The organism is Pandoraea horticolens, assembly GCF_902459555.1.
GTDB classification, from domain to species: domain Bacteria; phylum Pseudomonadota; class Gammaproteobacteria; order Burkholderiales; family Burkholderiaceae; genus Pandoraea; species Pandoraea horticolens.
This window is the reverse complement of the sequence record NZ_CABPSM010000011.1, coordinates 222,778-238,776: the sequence shown is the minus strand read 5'-3', so window position 1 is coordinate 238,776 and position 15,999 is coordinate 222,778. Positions and strand designations below refer to the sequence as shown.

The 15,999-nt window shown below is 60.2% G+C and carries 16 protein-coding genes and 2 pseudogenes; 11 read left to right on the top strand and 7 right to left on the bottom strand.

Annotated features, from left to right (window positions below; translation table 11 throughout):
* From PHO31112_RS18575 to PHO31112_RS18565, 3 genes and pseudogenes are all read left to right on the top strand, one after another.
* Positions 1-197 (top strand): annotated as a pseudogene (locus tag PHO31112_RS18575) (ATP-binding protein); the annotation flags it as partial.
* Between the two features lie 31 nt (positions 198-228).
* Positions 229-1,560, top strand: coding sequence for an NAD(P)/FAD-dependent oxidoreductase (locus PHO31112_RS18570; RefSeq protein WP_150621823.1), 1,332 nt, complete (start codon positions 229-231; stop codon positions 1,558-1,560).
* Between the two features lie 385 nt (positions 1,561-1,945).
* Positions 1,946-2,365 (top strand): organic hydroperoxide resistance protein, encoded by a 420-nt coding sequence (locus PHO31112_RS18565; RefSeq protein WP_150621822.1) that lies wholly within the window; start codon positions 1,946-1,948, stop codon positions 2,363-2,365.
* Positions 2,366-2,451: 86 nt separating this feature from the next.
* Here the strand turns inward: PHO31112_RS18565 and PHO31112_RS18560 are convergent, their stop codons facing one another.
* Genes PHO31112_RS18560 through PHO31112_RS18545 form a run of 4 tightly spaced genes read right to left on the bottom strand, consistent with a single transcriptional unit; the run spans position 2,452 to position 5,094 of the window.
* Entirely contained in the window at positions 2,452-3,789 is a 1,338-nt protein-coding gene (locus PHO31112_RS18560; protein WP_150621821.1) for an ATP-binding protein, read from the bottom strand.
* On the bottom strand, positions 3,786-4,526 hold the full coding sequence (locus tag PHO31112_RS18555) for a response regulator (protein ID WP_010807929.1): 741 nt from the start codon (positions 4,524-4,526) through the stop codon (positions 3,786-3,788). The genes PHO31112_RS18560 and PHO31112_RS18555 overlap by 4 nt, the downstream gene beginning before the upstream one ends.
* 8 nt (positions 4,527-4,534) lie before the next feature.
* Positions 4,535-4,726: a hypothetical protein gene (locus PHO31112_RS18550; protein ID WP_150621820.1), complete on the bottom strand. Its 192-nt coding sequence runs from the start codon at positions 4,724-4,726 to the stop codon at positions 4,535-4,537.
* Positions 4,723-5,094, bottom strand: coding sequence for a GFA family protein (locus tag PHO31112_RS18545; RefSeq protein ID WP_150621819.1), 372 nt, complete (start codon positions 5,092-5,094; stop codon positions 4,723-4,725). The genes PHO31112_RS18550 and PHO31112_RS18545 overlap by 4 nt, the downstream gene beginning before the upstream one ends.
* Positions 5,095-5,312: 218 nt before the next feature.
* Here PHO31112_RS18545 and PHO31112_RS18540 point away from each other — a divergent pair, with 218 nt between their 5' ends.
* Positions 5,313-5,840 carry a thioredoxin family protein gene (locus PHO31112_RS18540; protein WP_150621818.1) on the top strand — a complete coding sequence of 176 codons (528 nt, stop codon included), beginning with the start codon at positions 5,313-5,315 and terminating at the stop codon, positions 5,838-5,840.
* Here the strand turns inward: PHO31112_RS18540 and PHO31112_RS18535 are convergent, their stop codons facing one another.
* Entirely contained in the window at positions 5,841-6,284 is a 444-nt protein-coding gene (locus PHO31112_RS18535) for an Rrf2 family transcriptional regulator (RefSeq protein ID WP_150621817.1), read from the bottom strand.
* Positions 6,285-6,291: 7 nt separating this feature from the next.
* Positions 6,292-6,984, bottom strand: coding sequence for a class I SAM-dependent methyltransferase (locus PHO31112_RS18530; protein ID WP_150621816.1), 693 nt, complete (start codon positions 6,982-6,984; stop codon positions 6,292-6,294).
* A gap of 437 nt (positions 6,985-7,421) precedes the next feature.
* Here PHO31112_RS18530 and PHO31112_RS18525 point away from each other — a divergent pair, with 437 nt between their 5' ends.
* The 3 genes and pseudogenes from PHO31112_RS18525 to PHO31112_RS18515 all read left to right on the top strand — a co-directional run.
* A complete protein-coding gene (locus PHO31112_RS18525) occupies positions 7,422-7,925 on the top strand; it encodes an inclusion body family protein (RefSeq protein ID WP_150585405.1) in 504 nt (167 codons plus the stop codon).
* 95 nt (positions 7,926-8,020) lie between these two features.
* Positions 8,021-8,545, top strand: a complete 525-nt coding sequence (locus PHO31112_RS18520) for an AidA/PixA family protein (RefSeq protein ID WP_150621815.1) — start codon at positions 8,021-8,023, stop codon at positions 8,543-8,545.
* A gap of 9 nt (positions 8,546-8,554) precedes the next feature.
* Positions 8,555-8,895: pseudogene (locus PHO31112_RS18515) on the top strand ((S)-ureidoglycine aminohydrolase); the annotation flags it as partial.
* A 270-nt stretch (positions 8,896-9,165) separates the two neighbouring features.
* Here the strand turns inward: PHO31112_RS18515 and PHO31112_RS18510 are convergent.
* The gene (locus tag PHO31112_RS18510; RefSeq protein WP_150621814.1) at positions 9,166-10,779 is read right to left on the bottom strand and encodes an FAD-binding oxidoreductase; all 1,614 of its coding nucleotides are present in this window, start codon (positions 10,777-10,779) and stop codon (positions 9,166-9,168) included.
* Between the two features lie 348 nt (positions 10,780-11,127).
* Here PHO31112_RS18510 and PHO31112_RS18505 point away from each other — a divergent pair, with 348 nt between their 5' ends.
* From PHO31112_RS18505 to PHO31112_RS18490, 4 genes are all read left to right on the top strand, one after another.
* Positions 11,128-12,672: an ABC transporter substrate-binding protein gene (locus tag PHO31112_RS18505; protein ID WP_150621813.1), complete on the top strand. Its 1,545-nt coding sequence runs from the start codon at positions 11,128-11,130 to the stop codon at positions 12,670-12,672.
* A gap of 136 nt (positions 12,673-12,808) precedes the next feature.
* Entirely contained in the window at positions 12,809-13,942 is a 1,134-nt protein-coding gene (locus PHO31112_RS18500; RefSeq protein WP_150621812.1) for a porin, read from the top strand.
* Between the two features lie 224 nt (positions 13,943-14,166).
* Positions 14,167-15,111 carry an ABC transporter permease gene (locus PHO31112_RS18495; RefSeq protein ID WP_150621811.1) on the top strand — a complete coding sequence of 315 codons (945 nt, stop codon included), beginning with the start codon at positions 14,167-14,169 and terminating at the stop codon, positions 15,109-15,111.
* Positions 15,112-15,146: 35 nt separating this feature from the next.
* Complete coding sequence (locus tag PHO31112_RS18490; RefSeq protein ID WP_217427046.1) at positions 15,147-15,998, top strand: ABC transporter permease; 852 nt, start codon at positions 15,147-15,149, stop codon at positions 15,996-15,998.
* The last annotated feature ends 1 nt before the right edge of the window (position 15,999 follow it).

Sequence of the window (15,999 nt, the reverse complement as noted above, 5' to 3'; positions counted from 1 at the left end):
AAGCGCTGATGCTCTCCACACGCATGGTCATCATGAGTGCACGCCCGGGCCGGGTGGCCTGCGATCTGCCGAACGATTTGCCCATGCCGCGCGACGCACAGGTGCAGCTCTCGCCGCGCTACAACGAACTCAAGTCGCAAATCTGGAACACCGTGCAGACCGAGGTCATGCGCAGTCTGGAAAGTCAGGCTGCGTAACCTCCGGCAAGCCCCCCGTATTTCTATCGTCATGTCCTCCAACCAAGTCACTCCCTCCCGCCTCGCGCGGGACGCTTTCCCCGCCTATCAGGCGGCATCCGGCTGGAATGCTCTGCTGCCGGTGCGTATGTCTCACACGCGAGCGCCGATGGCCCGAAGTTTCGACGTCATCGTCATCGGCGCGGGCTTCACCGGCCTGGCCGCCGCGCGTCGCGTGGCCGAACTTCGCCCCGACGCCACGGTGCTGGTGATCGATGCCACCGCCGTCGGCGACAGTTCGGCGGGGCGCAACTCGGGCTTTCTCATCAACCTGCCGCACAACACCGGTATGGGCGGACATGGTAGTCCGCTGGAAGTGGCACGCAAGCAGATACGGCTCTATGACACCGGCCTCAAATGGCTGCATGAACTCGTTACGACGCACGGCATCGACTGTGGCTGGAACCCTGTCGGCAAGTACCACGCAGCCGCAACACCAGACGGCGAGCAACGCTTGCGCGACACGCTCGCGCAATACCGCGAGTGGGGAGTGACGTACCGCGAACTGTCGCGCGACACGCTGCGAAGCGAGATCGGCACCGACTATTACCGCTACGGTTATCACTCTGACAGTAACGTTTTCGTGCAACCCGCAGCGTTCGTTCGCGGCCTGGCCGACAGCCTGCCCGACAATGTCCGGCTGTGGGAGAACGAACCCGTCGTGTCGCTCGACGGTAACGGCCCCTTCACAGTGACGACCGCGACGACGCAACTGAGCGCCGCGCAGGTGATCGTCGCGAACAACGGCTTTGCCCGAAAGCTGGGGCTCGCGCGCGATCGTGTCTTCACGATCTACACGTATGCGGCCATGACGCCGGTACTGTCCGCCGACGAACTCGCCAAGCTGGGTCCGGCCCCCGAGTGGGGTGTGATTCCGGCAAACCGGCTAGGCACAACGCTGCGCAAGACCCTCGGCGGCCGCTTCGTCGTGCGCAGCGCCTATTCGTACGAGAAGGAGCGTCCGATGACCGACATCGGCGCCATGCTCACGGACGCGTATCGCCGCCGCTATCCCCAAATGGCTTCGCACAAGTTCGAGCACGTCTGGGGGGGCGTCACGGCCCTCACCCGCAATGGCGCGCTATATTTCGGCGAAGTGCGCAAAGGGCTGTTCGCCTCGCTCGGATGCAATGGCGCAGGCGTGCTCAAGGGCAGCACGTTCGGCAAGCTGCTCGGCGAGATGGCCTGCGGTCAACAATCGCCCGAACTGTCCGACGCGCTGGGCTTCGAGCGGCCGACTTGGCTGCCGCCCGAGCCGATCCGCCGTGTGGCGATTGTCTCCGCGATCCAGTATCAGAAGCACCGGGCCGGTCTGGAACGATAGCCGCGCAGTACGAACGCGGTCTGTTCATTGCGTCGGGGCCGAAACAGCCCCGCAATGGCGGCGTCATCATCGTGTCGGGCAAGGTCTCGCGCGACGAACTCGACACGATCCTCGCGCAAGACCCCTTCCATCCGCAAATCACCGATCTGCTCTGATCCTGCTCCCGCAGCCTGCCTCTCCCACTGCATGCGCGGGTCGCGTTTGTCTCTCAATGTATCCGGGCGGATGCAGGACAACCCCTGTTACGACCGGGCGCGAACCGGACACACACGCGATACGTCTGCCCGGTTCAATGCAGGAAGTCGATGCCGAACACGCCGGACTTCCCCGGCACGGCCATCGGTTCGCGCCGGCAAACGGCGCCCCCAATTGACAGAGGCACCCCATGACCCAACTCGACAAAGTTCTCTACACTGGCCGCACCCACACGACTTCCGGCGGCCGTGACGGCACCGCGCGTAGCAGCGACGGCCGTCTCGACATCGCGCTCTCCTCGCCCGGCACCAGCGGCGCAGGAACGAACCCCGAGCAACTGTTCGCCGCCGGTTGGTCCGCCTGCTTCATTGGCGCCATGAGCCTCGCCGCACATGCGAGCAAGGTCGCACTGCCGAAGGATCTGTCGGTCGACGCCGAGGTCGACCTCGGCCGCCTGGGCGAAGGCTACGCGTTGCAGGCGCGTCTGTTCGTGAATCTGCCCGGCGTGCCGCGCGATGTGGCGCAACGTCTTGTCGATACGGCACATGCCACTTGCCCGTACTCGAAGGTGACGCGCGGCAATATCGGTGTGACGATTACCCTGGTCTGAGCAAGACGCCCGGCACCTGCGAGTGCCGGAACCCACCATTTTCTATTACCGCTCGGGACTTATCGTGGCGCGCGTAGCGCCGCATCTCATGCCCTGAGTGAAAGACGCGCCTCCAGGCCACCGCCCTCACGATTGCGCAGCGTCAGCTTGGCGTCCATGGTCTGCGCAAGCTGACGGGCGATGGCGAGCCCCAGCCCGGTGCCGCCGGTGTGGCGATTGCGCGACGTCTCCAGACGCACGAACGGCGCGAAGACCGCATCGAGCATGTCGTCCGGAATACCCGGCCCGCGATCGCTCACCACCACGTCGATACCGTTCACGCTTCGAGTCACGGCCAACTGCGCTTCATTGCCGTACTTGAGCGCGTTGTCGACGAGATTGCCGACAATGCGCCGCAATGCCTGAGGACGCGTCACGATGGGATGACCAACCTGCCCCTCGAGCGTGACGGGCGAGCCCGCGTCGGCGTAGTCGCACACCAGGCTGTCGAGCAACGCATCGAGATCGACCTTGCATGGCGCTTCAGACGCGCCGTGCAGCGTGCGCGCATACGTCACCCCTTCCGTGACGAGCGATTCCATCTCGCGCAGATCCTGTTGCAGGCGCACCGCCGATGTCTCGTCGTCCATCGTATCGACCCGCAGGCGCATCCGCGTGATCGGCGTTTGCAGGTCGTGCGAAATCGCGGCAAGAATCTGCATGCGCTCGGTCATGTAATCGCCGATGCGGTCCTGCATGGCGTTGAATGCGCGGGCCGCCCGCGCGACTTCGGACGGGCCGTCTTCATTCAGACGCTCGGCGCGCAGATCCGGGCCAAGGGTATCGGCCGCATTCGCCAGCGCGTTCAACGGACGCGTCGCCACACGCACGGCCAGCCAGCAGCAACCGGCGATCACCACCAATTGCAATATCAGCACGGCCGGCAGCCAACCGGAAAGCGGGAGTGTCGGTGTCGGAAAGACGTCGATGGTGAGTGGCGAGCCATCGGTAAGGCGCAGGTGCACCTGAAGCCGGTCTGGATCGTTGGGCACGCTGTTCACCGTCAACGGATACGACACGCCAATGGCGTCCTGAATCACGCGGGCGACCTGTACGGCGAGTCCTGCGTCGGACTTGCCGCCGCGCACCCCGTCCCCCAGTTCGAAACGATAGCTGCGCCGCGCCAGACGAGGCAGCCACTGTGCCCGCTCGGCTGGCGGCAGATGGTCGAGCAACGCGACCGAGCTGGCGACCTCGCTCTCGATGTAGATGCTCATCATGTTCGACGTCACGCGATTGCGTTCGGTCATCGTGAGCCAGAACGAAAGCGCCTGTGCAAGCGCCAGCCCGACAAACAGGATGAGGGCGAGTCGCGCGAAGAGCGAGCGCGGCCAGAGCAAGCGAGGCCGGCGAAGCGCCGGGGACGGCATCGAAGACGGTGTCATTCGGGAGCGGCGACCACAGTGACCGCCGCGCAAAACACGTAGCCTTCGTTGCGCAGCGTCTTAATATAGCGGGGCTCACGCGCGCCATCGCGCAAACGCTGACGCAAGCGACTGATGAGCAGATCGATGGAGCGGTCGAAAGCGTCGGCCTGCCGCCCTTGCGTGAGGTTGAGCAACTGGTCTCGCGTAAGCACCCGTTGCGGGTGATCGAGCAGCACACGCAGCAACCGGTATTCCGCACCGCTGAGCGCCACCTGTGTGCCTTCGGTGTCGAGCAGATGCCGGGCTGTCGTATCGAGCTGCCATTCGCCAAAGCCCAGGATCTCGGCCGTCTCGGTAATCTGCATCCCCGGCGGAAGCATGCGGGTGCGGCGTAGCACGGACTTGATGCGAGCGAGCAATTCGCGCACAGCGAACGGCTTGGCGAGGTAATCGTCTGCGCCCATCTCCAGCCCGACGATACGGTCGGTCTCTTCGCTGCGCGCGGTGAGCATCAGCACCGGCACCGCCTTGAACTTGCCCGCGCGCAGCTCGCGGCACAACACGAGGCCGTCTTCGCCGGGCAGCATCAGGTCGAGCACGATCAGGTCCGGTGGACCGTCGGCCAGCACCGCCCGCATCTCACGCCCGTTCGCGGCAACGCTCACGCGCATGCCGTTCTTTTCGAGATATTCGGCCAGCAGTTCCCGAATACCGCGATCGTCGTCGACGATCAACACATGATCGATCTTTTCCATGCGGGCGATTATAGCGATGACGGTTGAATCCGGCGGCCCTCGTCACCGCCGGACAAAGCCAGGCCGGTGCGACACCGCGAACGCGCCGTTGCCGGCATCGTCCGGCGGCTGGCCGGCGCGAGATCGCATTGCAGCGGACGGACGACTTCGGTGCTGAAGCCACCTGCCAGAAAGGCGATCAGACTGAGCAGACGTCTCATGCGTCCTCCACCACGGAGAGCGTCCGCCCGTCGGCCACCGACGCGTCCAGCGCGTAGGGATCGACGCACTCCAGACAGCCGATGTTCGCCCGCCACATGCCGGGTGCAGTGCGCGACGCGTGGAATGGGTAGATACCGCAATGCCTGCAAAAGTAATGACGGGCAACGCGAGTATTGAACTGGTAGCACGTCAGATCCTCGGCACCCGACAGGATATGCAGGTTGGCCTCGGGAAAGGCAGGTGTCATCAAAGCCCCCTTGCGCCGGCAGAGACTGCAATTGCAGCGGGCGGCCGGCTCGACCGGCGTCTGGACTTCGAATCGGACGGCCCCGCAGTGGCAGGACCCTCGCAACCATTCGGACGACATTTCGCAACTCCCCTGTGTGCCCGCGCCGGCGGCGCGATCGCTGAGTGCTTTATAGACCAATCGCCGCCGTCGTTTGTATCACCGTGTATCTGGCGGTTGTCTGGATACACGACATTGCCGAAATGGGCATCGGCGAACACATGGCAGATACGCCCCGGCGGTGAAATACGGCTACCGACTCATCCAAAACCGTTGCACCGCTCTCAGGAGAAACCGCCATGCTGACGCTGCTCAGAAGTGCCTTCGTCGCCCTTACCCTCACCGGCCTTGCCGCCTGTGCCCCGTCGCAGGCGCGTCCGATGACCGGAGGGGCGGCACCGGAATTCACGGGCGTGGACAACTGGCTGAACAGCCAGCCGCTCACGCTCCAACAACTGCGCGGCAAGGTCGTGCTGGTCGATTTCTGGACGTACTCGTGCATCAACTGTATCCACACGCTGCCATATGTCCAGCAGTGGTACAAGAAGTACAAGGATCAGGGGCTGGTGGTGGTTGGCGTGCACACGCCCGAGTATGCGTTCGAGCGCGATACCGGCAATGTCCGCGATGCCATCCGGCGCTTCGGCATCACCTACCCGGTCGCGCAGGACAACCGCTACGCCACGTGGAAAGCCTACGATAACCTGTACTGGCCCGCGTTCTATCTGGTCGACAAGTCAGGGAAGATTGTCTACACGCATTTCGGTGAAGGCGATTACGACCAGACCGAGGCCGCGATCAAGGCGCAGCTCTCGGCCGCGCAATGATCAGTGGCGCGACGACTCGTACTGCCGGCAGAGCACATCGAAGTTCTGCGCAAGGTCGGCCAGCGAGATCGCCCCAAGCCGCGCGATGAGGATGGATTCCGCCTCGCGCAACGCGCCATCGAGTGCCGCATTCACCGCGCGCTCGACGGCGCACTCCGGATTGTCGCTCTCTACCCCGATCGCGAAGATGTGCGGTCCGCCAACAGCGCGATGGATATCGAGCAGGGTTACGTTGCGCAAATCGCAGGCGATGGACCAGCCACCACCGTGCCCTTTGCCGGAGCGCACATAGCCCGCCTCGCGCAGCCCCGCCATGGTGCGTCTGACCACCACGGGATTCGTGCGCAGCATCTGCGCCAGTTGCTCGGAGGTGAACGGCGCGTCGTGCCGCGCCATGTGCAGCAGCACGTGCAACATGCGCGAAAGTCGGCTATCGCTTCTCATCGCCGTCTCAACTGTCGAGCGCCTGACGCGCGAACCAGGCGTGAATGAGGCCGCCCTGGAAAAATCGCACCGGCCCGTCGAAACCGCCCTCCCGGATGATCTCGCTCACCGCCTCGGGCGGTACCACCGCAACCTGCGAGCCGTAGATCGCCTGCGCACGCTCGCGTGCCTCCGGGCTTACCGACACCATATCGAACCAGACGTCGAGCAACCGGCTTCCGGCGTTCGATGTCATCTCGCAAGCCAGATCGGCGCTCGCGAGATAGCCGCCCGGACGCAACCGCTGCGCTATGTCGCGGAAGAACCCCCGACGCGCCACAGGATCGGTGACGAACTGGGAGACGAGAATCGCCGTCGCTGCGTCGAATGGCGCAGCGTCCGGCAGCGAATCCAGATACCCCTGATGAAAGACGCAACGCGACGCGACACCTTCCGCCTCGGCCTTGCCACGGAAGACGTCGAGCATCGGCCCGGACGGCTCCACTGCGGTAAAGCGCCAACCGGGATGGCGCTCGGCGAGCGACAGAATCTCCGCCCCGGTGCCCGCCCCGACGCACAGCACATTGGCCGCTTCCGGCAACGGCGCAAAGACGCTGTCGAGCACCAGATGCAGCGCCTCGCGCAATGGTGCCAGCGCTTGCCACGTCTGGTCGTACGTCGCCGCGTGCTGGTCGAACATCGCTATCGTGTCTTGCTGCATGGCTTGACTCCGCTCTTACGTAACATTTGATGTTTCATCATGCCACGCAAGGGGGATGCCGTGCAAGCGCGTCGGTTCCCTAAGGCCCACATGCGCAACGGCAGCGACTTCGCCTCAAGCGCGGCCGGCACCTCGATAACGGTGACGCAGCCTATACCCACGCATGCACGCACGGGTTGCTTTTTAGTTGTTGCGCTCCAATTCCTCGATTGGTGAACGTACGTCCGCAGCGCCAACGTCAGTCGCGGTGCCGGTTGGCGCGCCGATGTCACTTATCTGACACCCCCCTCGGGTGGTTGAACATCGACGGTCCCCTTTCTACGCTCCATCGGTGGAACGCGCTCCGGCGTTTCGCGCGCGGCTGGCAAGCCGCTGCCTTCGAAGCCGTCGTCGCACGAGATCGACGGCATTCAACTCAGTCTTTCGTGGAGAAACACATGTCAGAAATTACCGATGTACTGGTGAGCATCGACACCAAGACGATTGTCGACCGGTACGGCAAGAACTCCAGCATGGCGAATCCACCGCTCATCGACTTCAAGCACGTCTTCATGATCGTGACGCAAAACAACGTGGTTAGCGGACAGGCTGGCGGCGAGCTGGATATCGCGGCCACCGTCGGGGACGTCATCCGGTGGCGCGAAAGCTCGCTCTCACTGGGCTTCGAGCAATCGTGCATCTTCTACAAGTTCGTCGGCAATCAGGGCAATGAGCTGATCTCGCCGCCCTCGCCGCGTGAGGCCGAAGTCACCTTGCCCGTGCCGAATCCGCCGGACCCGACCAAGCCGAAGAAGCAAAAGTGCTCGAACTACTTCTGGTCCTGCGAAACGCTCAAGACCGGGCGCGTGACCTATCACTTCCAGTTCATGATCCTCGACCGCAGCGGCAATCTGTGCGGCTGCTACCAGTGGGATCCGTTCATCACCATCCGCAACAACTGACCCAGGCCGGGCCGCGATCCGTTTCCCGCAGGAACACCGCAACGCAGGGTGCCGGATCGCGGTAACGCAACGACAGCTCACGGCAAGGAATTCCCATGTCCGATGCACGCACCTCCAGCGCCGGTAGTGAAACCCGCGCCATCGCCGATGTTTTGCTTGTCATCGATGCGGTAATGCTGCTCGACCGGTACCCCGACGCGGCGCACAACCCCGTGGATATCGAAGGCGACGGTTGCTACGGACTCGCGCCGGACAGCGATGCGCTTCATGGCGTTTGCGCAGCGCCGTGGCCCATCGATGTCCGTGCCGGTGACCGCCTCCGGCTGCGCTGGACGTCACTTTCCATGCGTGGCGAACACGCCGTGCTGCTCCAGCTCTGCGTTGATGACGAGTCGACACTGGGCGGTCTGGAAATGCATGTCGATGAGCACGCTACGCGCTATGCGCCGCAGTCTGGCGCCCCGCAGGAGCCTGTCGCTCGCGAGGCACCGGATGCCTTCTGGCAGGCCGATGTCGTAGCGGGTGGTACGGCCGAGTTGAACGTCGAGGCCATCGTCACGGACCGCGACGCCAACGTCCTCGGCCGGTTTCGCTGGCCGCTGCCGGTGGTCGTGCCATGACGCGCGCTAGCACCTCACGGCGAGCATCCGGGCCAACGGAACGTCTCACCGGCCGCGCGACGTTCACCGAAGCATACGCCGTCATTCCGAAGGGTGTGATGCGAGACATCGTCACGAACCACCTCCCGCTCTAGGACAACACGCGTCTCTGGGTGACGATCGAGGGACACGCCAACAAGCTGCCCCCAGGCGGCTACGCATTCATTCCGCCCGCTACCGATTGGCAGCTGCGCAATCACGGCGAGAGTACTGCGCGCTTCGTCGACATTCAGGATATGCGTCACGACATGCATGTGAACATCGTGACGTTCCAGCCCGGTGGCGTAATTCCGTTAGCAGAAACGCACATGAACCTGGCGCTGGGCGCCCAGCCGAAATAATCGGGTACCGGACATCTTTGCGTTTACCGCACGCGGGAAAGGTCGCGAGCGGCACCAGATCGAGCCCGAATGACGGATGTCTGGCGCTGTCGATCCTCGCGAGCTTTTCGGGGCAACTCGCCACCGATTCGCGACTGTTGCGACGTTGACTGACTAGGGTCAGTAAAAAAATCCGGACGGTTTATCGCCGTCCGGACTTTATTTCGAGGTGGAAATTCCCTCAGAGTCCTACGCCAGCTTTTATGTTTTCACCGAAAGTGCGTAATTAAAAATATTATCCGGATCGAATCGTCGCTTGACTTTTTGAAGATCGCTATAGATAGCCGGATAATACAAATCGGGCCAAAAATGACGGCTGTTGTTATCTTTCACATTCGCCATCTCCACATCCGGATAACCGATATAGCAGCCTTCGTAATTTGCGCCTGGATAAGGCGTTCCCCGGAATTCACGGGGGACAACGGAATCATCCCAATACATGTCCTTATAGAACAGATTGATCCAGTCTTGGTATTCCTGATCCTGGTCGGGATTCGTCCAATAGGCCTGATATTGGAGTTTCATGATCGATGCCCGTTGCGAAGCGGAAGTGGTCTGAATAAGATCCGCCTTGTTGATGTTGCCACCGTACGTATCAATCTGCACGAGCGACGAGGCTAGGGAAATGCCGCCCGTAGGCTGCAGATGGAGATACTTATGCAGCGTCATCGACTCCCGAGCCGTAAAGCGCTTTTTCATGTATGCGGATTTGTACTTCCCGCGTTGATTCGGCGTGGCTCCGTTCAGCGCCTGCACGGCGTTGAGCCAGTCGTAGAGCACCGTATACTTCGGCACCGTTTGACCGTCACGCGTCGTCAAACGGCCCTCGCCGGTCCACGGCAGGGAGGGTTCGTCCACGAAAACTGCGCCTGGCAATGCCATGACTTGCGGATTGAATTTCGCAAACAGATCAATGAACTCCTGCGTGAGCGCCAATTCTTTTGCCGTAATACGGCCCGCGGGTTGAGTTGAACATGTTTGGATTCGAATGAAGAACGAGCCATTCGATACGTGCGTCAATTTCATCGATCCGAACATTCCGTATGTCTCGGGGTTTTGTCCTCGTCCGGCCCAATAATCCGCATAGGTATTGAGCAAATCCTCGAATTTTTTAAGATTGCTTTGATCAAAGTCCGACCAGTTGAAATGCATAACCGTAAGAAGCGCCTCAGTCGGCGGAACGGGTAGGTCTGAGAAATAATAGTCGGTGATTACACCGAAATTCCCGTTACCCGCGCCACGCAATGCCCGAAACAAGGCTTTCTCGTCCGGGTCGGTACTTTTGGCCGAAACGAGATATTCTTTTGCGGGTTTTCCTTTACCGGAATCCATGGTCACGATCTTGACGGCCGACAACCAATCGACAGTCAGACCGTGCAGCCGCGACATATAACCAAAACCACCGCCGCTGACGTGTCCACCGACGCCGACCGTATAGCAGGAACCTCCCGGTAACGTAGTGCCCCACAGTTTATACATCGTCACATAGGCATTCCAGTTTTGGACCCCAGATCCGATTTGATATTTCAGCGTCGGATCGCTATTTGTCTGCGCATAATCGAGTTGACTGACATCGATAATGACGCCATTCGCATTGTTGCTCACGAAGCCTTCATAGCAGTGTCCGCCCGATCGAATGGTAGGACGCACCTTCCGATTGCGAACAGTTTCGTTGAGCGCATCGGCCACATCTTGCGATGTCCTGCAAATGGCGATGGCTTGCGCTTCATTGCCGGCAGTAGGCCAACGCTGATTGAAACCTTTTCGCAGCGTATTAATCCGGGGATCTTTATTCTCACACCATTGTACGGCCATGACTGTGCTCCATGGAATTTATAAACGACGGTTTATTAACCACATAGGACTACGAAAATGGCTGAAAGAAATTAAATTCGATTTATTTCAGCCCAGGCAAGCGTAGGAACATCATTATTTAACTGCAACGCCGGGAAAATCCCTATGAAATTTGGAATTCAATAAACGGCGTGCACTGTGCTATACGCGAGAATGGCGGTGCGGATAACAGGACAGTCGGATGACTGCATCTCACGCTGTCAGCGTTTACCACTAAAGGTTTACACCAAACGCAAACATACGTAATTACGTAATATATTGCGTCATAACGTATGTCAAGGCAAGTCATCTGCGAAGGAGACAACAAGGATGGGGCTGACCAAGATTCTGAGCATGCTGCTGGCCGCTGGTCTGGTCGTGGCGGGTGCCACCACGCCCGCGCAGGCGCAGCAGCGCGGTGGCGTATTGAATGTGGCGACGATTGGCGAACCGCCGACGCTTGACCCAATGGGATCGACCGCCGACCTCGTCGGGATGGTGACGCAGCACGTGTTCGAAACGCTGTACACGTTCGACGCGAAATGGAAGATCACGCCTCTGCTCGCGCAGGATATGCCGACCGTTTCGGAGGATGGTCTCACCTACACGATCCGCCTGCGCAAGGGCGTGAAGTTTCATGACGGCGCAGCAATGGATGCGAAGGACGTGATCGCGTCGCTGAATCGCTGGATGCGGGTCGCCACACGCGGCAAGGCGGCGGCGGTCAATATCGCGAAGATCGACGCGCTCGACGCACACACCATCAAGATCACGATGAAAGAGCCATATGCGCCGCTGCTGTCGCTCCTGGCGTTCAACAACAGCGCTGCCGTCGTCATGCCGCGTCGCTTCGAGTCCGCGACCACGATCACAGAGCCGATCGGCACCGGGCCGTACAAATTCAAGGAGCGCAAGGTCGATCAGTACATCAACCTAGTGCGTTTCGACGGCTACAAGTCACGCGACGGCAAGGGCGACGGCTACGGCGGCGGTCGCGCGCAATACCTCGACGAAATCCACTTCGTTCCGGTGCCGGACGGTGCGACGCGAGTCGAAGCGGCCGTAGCCGGACAATTCGGATACACAGACTCCATTCCGATCGAGTCATACGCGCGCCTGCAAAAAGCAGGGTCAAAATCGGCCCCGGTGCTGATAAAGCCGTTCGGGTATCCGCTCTTCGTGCTGAACACCAAGACCGGCCTGGCGAGCAACCAGAACATACGTCTCGCGATTCGCAACGCACTCGGTGAGTCCGACATGCTGCAAGCGGCATTCGGCGACAAACAGTTCTTTTCAGCTGACGCCGCGTTCTATCCGGAGGGCTACCAGTACCACACGAACGCAGGCACGAAGGGGGCCTACGACATCGCCGATCCGCAAAAGGCCGGCGACCTGCTCAAGGCCGCGAAATACGACGGCAAGCCGCTGCGCATCCTGACCAGCCGTCAATACGAGTTCCACTACAAGATGGCGTTGGTCGCCGCCGAGTTCTTGAAGGCGTCCGGCTTCAAGGTGGATCTGCAAGTGGTGGATTGGGCGACGCTCACGCAACGCCGCACAAACCCCGACCTCTGGGACATTTACATCACGCACAGCCCGTTCCTGCCGGAACCAACACTGATGAGCCTGATGTCCAGCACCAGTCCGGGATGGTGGTCCTCGCCCACGAGCCAGACGGCCATCAAGGCATTCAACCAAACGCTCGATCCGAAGCAACGCGTTGCCAAGTGGGCAGAAGTACAAAAACTTATCTATAGCGAAGTCCCGGCGATCAAGATAGGCAACTTCAACGCACTGGCCGCCCAATCGCCGCAGTTGCAAGGCGTGACGCCCGCTCCGTGGCCGTATTTCTGGAACGCATGGCTCAAAAAATAAGTCCGCTTTTTGCGCTCTGTAGTGCCGCAGCAATAAAAAAGAAAGGTCGTTTCTCTACCTCAGATATACATGACGATGAGCTCTAGGTAGAGAAAACACCTACTAAAACAGGCTTATATGGTTAGGAGTATTTATCATGAAAAAATCCAACCTCGGATTGGCAGCATGCGCCGCCTTCTCTCTGGGATTTGGTGCGACTGAAGTTCACGCGCAGTCGTCAGTGACCCTTTACGGGATGGTGGACGTGAACGTTCGTTCCATTCACAACGGTGGCGGCGGTACGGTTGTGGGCATGGGTGAAGGCACGTTGAACGCATCGCGCTTTGGCTTCAAGGGAATCGAGGATCTGAGCGGTGGCTGGAAGGCGGGCTTCGTACTCGAAAGCGGATTCCGTCCGTATAACGGCGCGCAATCCGATGCGAACCGGCTCTTCAACCGTCGCGCCACTGTCAGCATGATCAACGACAACTATGGCGAACTGCGTCTCGGCCGTGACAACAGCCCGGCGTACTGGAACCTGATCATGTTCGATCCGTACGGCGGCGGCGGTGTGGGCTCGTTCATCAATCTGTTCACGGCCGGAGGATTCTCCACGCCGTTGCTGTCGGGTGCAGGTACGCTTTCCCGCACGGACAATAGCATCACGTACTGGTTACCTAAGAATCTCGGTGGTGTGTACGGTCAGTTCCAATATTCGTTCAACAACTCGCCCGGTTTCGCGGGTAGCGCGACCGGGTACGGCAACAAACAGTGGGGCGGCCGGCTCGGATACGCGAATGGCCCACTCGATGTTGCGGCCGTCGTGAACAGTACGCAACTGGATGGCAACAACACGTGGAATCTATACGACATCGGTGCGTCGTACATGATCGGCCGCACGAGAGTAATGGCGCAATATTCCTTTATGAACACGTCGATAACCGACAGTTGGGAGAAGCGTAGCGGCCAGCATACGTTCATGATCGGTGCAACGATTCCCATCTACGACTACACAATCACTACATCGTACAGTCACGCACAAGGCACGGGCGGGCTGAGCGATCTACGGGCAGATATGTATGCGCTTGGCGGCATACTGGACCTTTCCAAGCGTACCGCGCTGTATGCGAACGTGGCTGCGATCAAGAACCGCAGTAAAGCAGCGTATATCACGGGACCAGAAGCAAAAGTCACGCCATCGAGCTTCAAGGCTAACGGCGCCTACACGCCGGGCAATATGGCGGGCAAGTCGTCCGTCGGGATGGAACTCGGCATACGAACGATTTTCTAGCCCCCGCTCCCACCCGGGTTTCGGCTGGCATGAGGGGAACTACCGCGCAATGAATGTAATAACATCATTGAATCTCCAGGTTTCAATTTGCGCACACGGAAGTCCGAGGACATCCAGCTTCTCTTTCACTGAACCAGGTCGGCACAAGGAACCTGTTTCGCGGCATAAGTAAAAAAAGACGTAATCGAGTAGATCACCGTGCAATTGAAAATATCAGGACGGAAATGTCAAAGTTCATATTAAAACGCGTACTTGGCATGTTAGCCGTCATGTTCATGGTACTAACCATTGTTTTCGTCATTGTTCGCGTGGCGCCTGGCGATCCCGCTGCGGTGATGCTCGGCCCGGATGCGACGGCCGATGACATTGCTGCGCTTCGCCACGAACTCGGACTGGATCGATCGATACTTGTGCAATATGTCCGATTCATCGGGCAGGTTGCTACCGGCGACTTCGGAAATTCGATCTTCCTGCATCAGTCGGCACTCTTGTCCATTGCACAGCGAGCGGAGCCGACCCTGTTGCTCACTGCATTCTCACTCCTGATCGCGACGTTGATCGCGCTGCCGCTCGGTATGGCTTCGGCTTATTGGCGCGGCTCCTGGTTCGATCAACTCGCGACGACCCTCTCAATGCTGGCAGCATCCACACCCAGCTTCTGGTTAGGCCTACTGCTGATTCAGTACCTCGCGGTACATCATGGCTGGTTTCCGGTTTCGGGATACGGCGGCGTAGGCGCGACCTTCCTGGAGCGCGCTCGCCATTTGCTGTTGCCGTCGATCGCGTTGGGTACCGCTTGCTCCGCAATCATCACGCGATTTAGCCGAGCGTCTCTGCTCGACGTATTGGATGAAGACTACGTGCGGACCGCGCGATCGAAAGGTATGGGAGAAGTGCGGGTTGTCGTTGTTCACGCGCTCAAGAACGCGATGGTGCCGATCCTGACCGTGATTGGCTTGACTGCCACGCTGCTCGTGAGTGGCGCCGTCGTGATCGAAACCGTATTCGATTTGCCCGGCGTCGGCTCACTTGTCGTGTCTGCAGTTCTACGCCGTGATTACCCTGTGATCCAGGCAGCCCTGGTCGTCATTTCCGGGGCCTACGTGCTGATCAATTTTGGGATCGATATGCTCTACACAGTCGTCGATCCGCGTGTGAGGATCCGATAATGAACGAACTCAGTATGAGCGAAAGCAGCGCAGCAATGCCGCCTGAGGTCAATGCCGGGATGAATAACCTCAAGCGACTCGCGCGTCGAAAAACGGTGTTGATCGGTTTCGCGGTGTTTTTTGCGATTGTTTTGGCCTCTATTTGCGCCCCGCTACTCACGAGCTATTCCCCGTACAAACTGTCGATCGTGAATCGACTCCAGCCGCCCGGCGCGCATCTGTTCGGCACTGATGGCTTCGGCCGCGACGTGTTCGCCCGCACCATTTACGCAGGTCGCCTGTCGCTGCTGGTCGGCATTTCGGTGGTCATTGCGTCCTCGCTGATGGGCGTCACCCTGGGCCTGCTGGCCGGGTTCTTCAAGCGCCTCGATGGCCTGCTGAGCCGATTCGTCGACGCGATGATGTCATTCCCCGACATTCTCCTTGCCGTGGCCGTCGTGGCCGCGCTGGGGCCATCCGTGTGGGCCGTCATCATCGCGTTGGGTATCGTCTACGCACCACGTATGGCTCGGATCGTGCGGGCGTCGACACTGGTCATCAGCGAACTGCCTTACGTGGAGGCGGCGCGAGCCCTGGGCGTGCCGACGCACACGATCATGATGCGTCACATTCTGCGCAATCTGATTTCACCCATTCTCGTGCAAGCGACGTTCATCTTTGCCTCCGCCATGCTGGCAGAAACCGGGTTGTCGTTTCTCGGGCTGGGCGTCGACCCGTCGATTCCGACGTGGGGCACGATGCTCTCCGAAGGCCGTCAGTACATCGGTAGCGCGGACTGGCTCACGCTGTTCCCGGGTATCACCTTGGTTCTGGCTGTACTTTCGCTGCAACTTATCGGCGATGGTTTCCGCGATCTGATGGATCCGCGACTCAAGAAGGACATGTGAC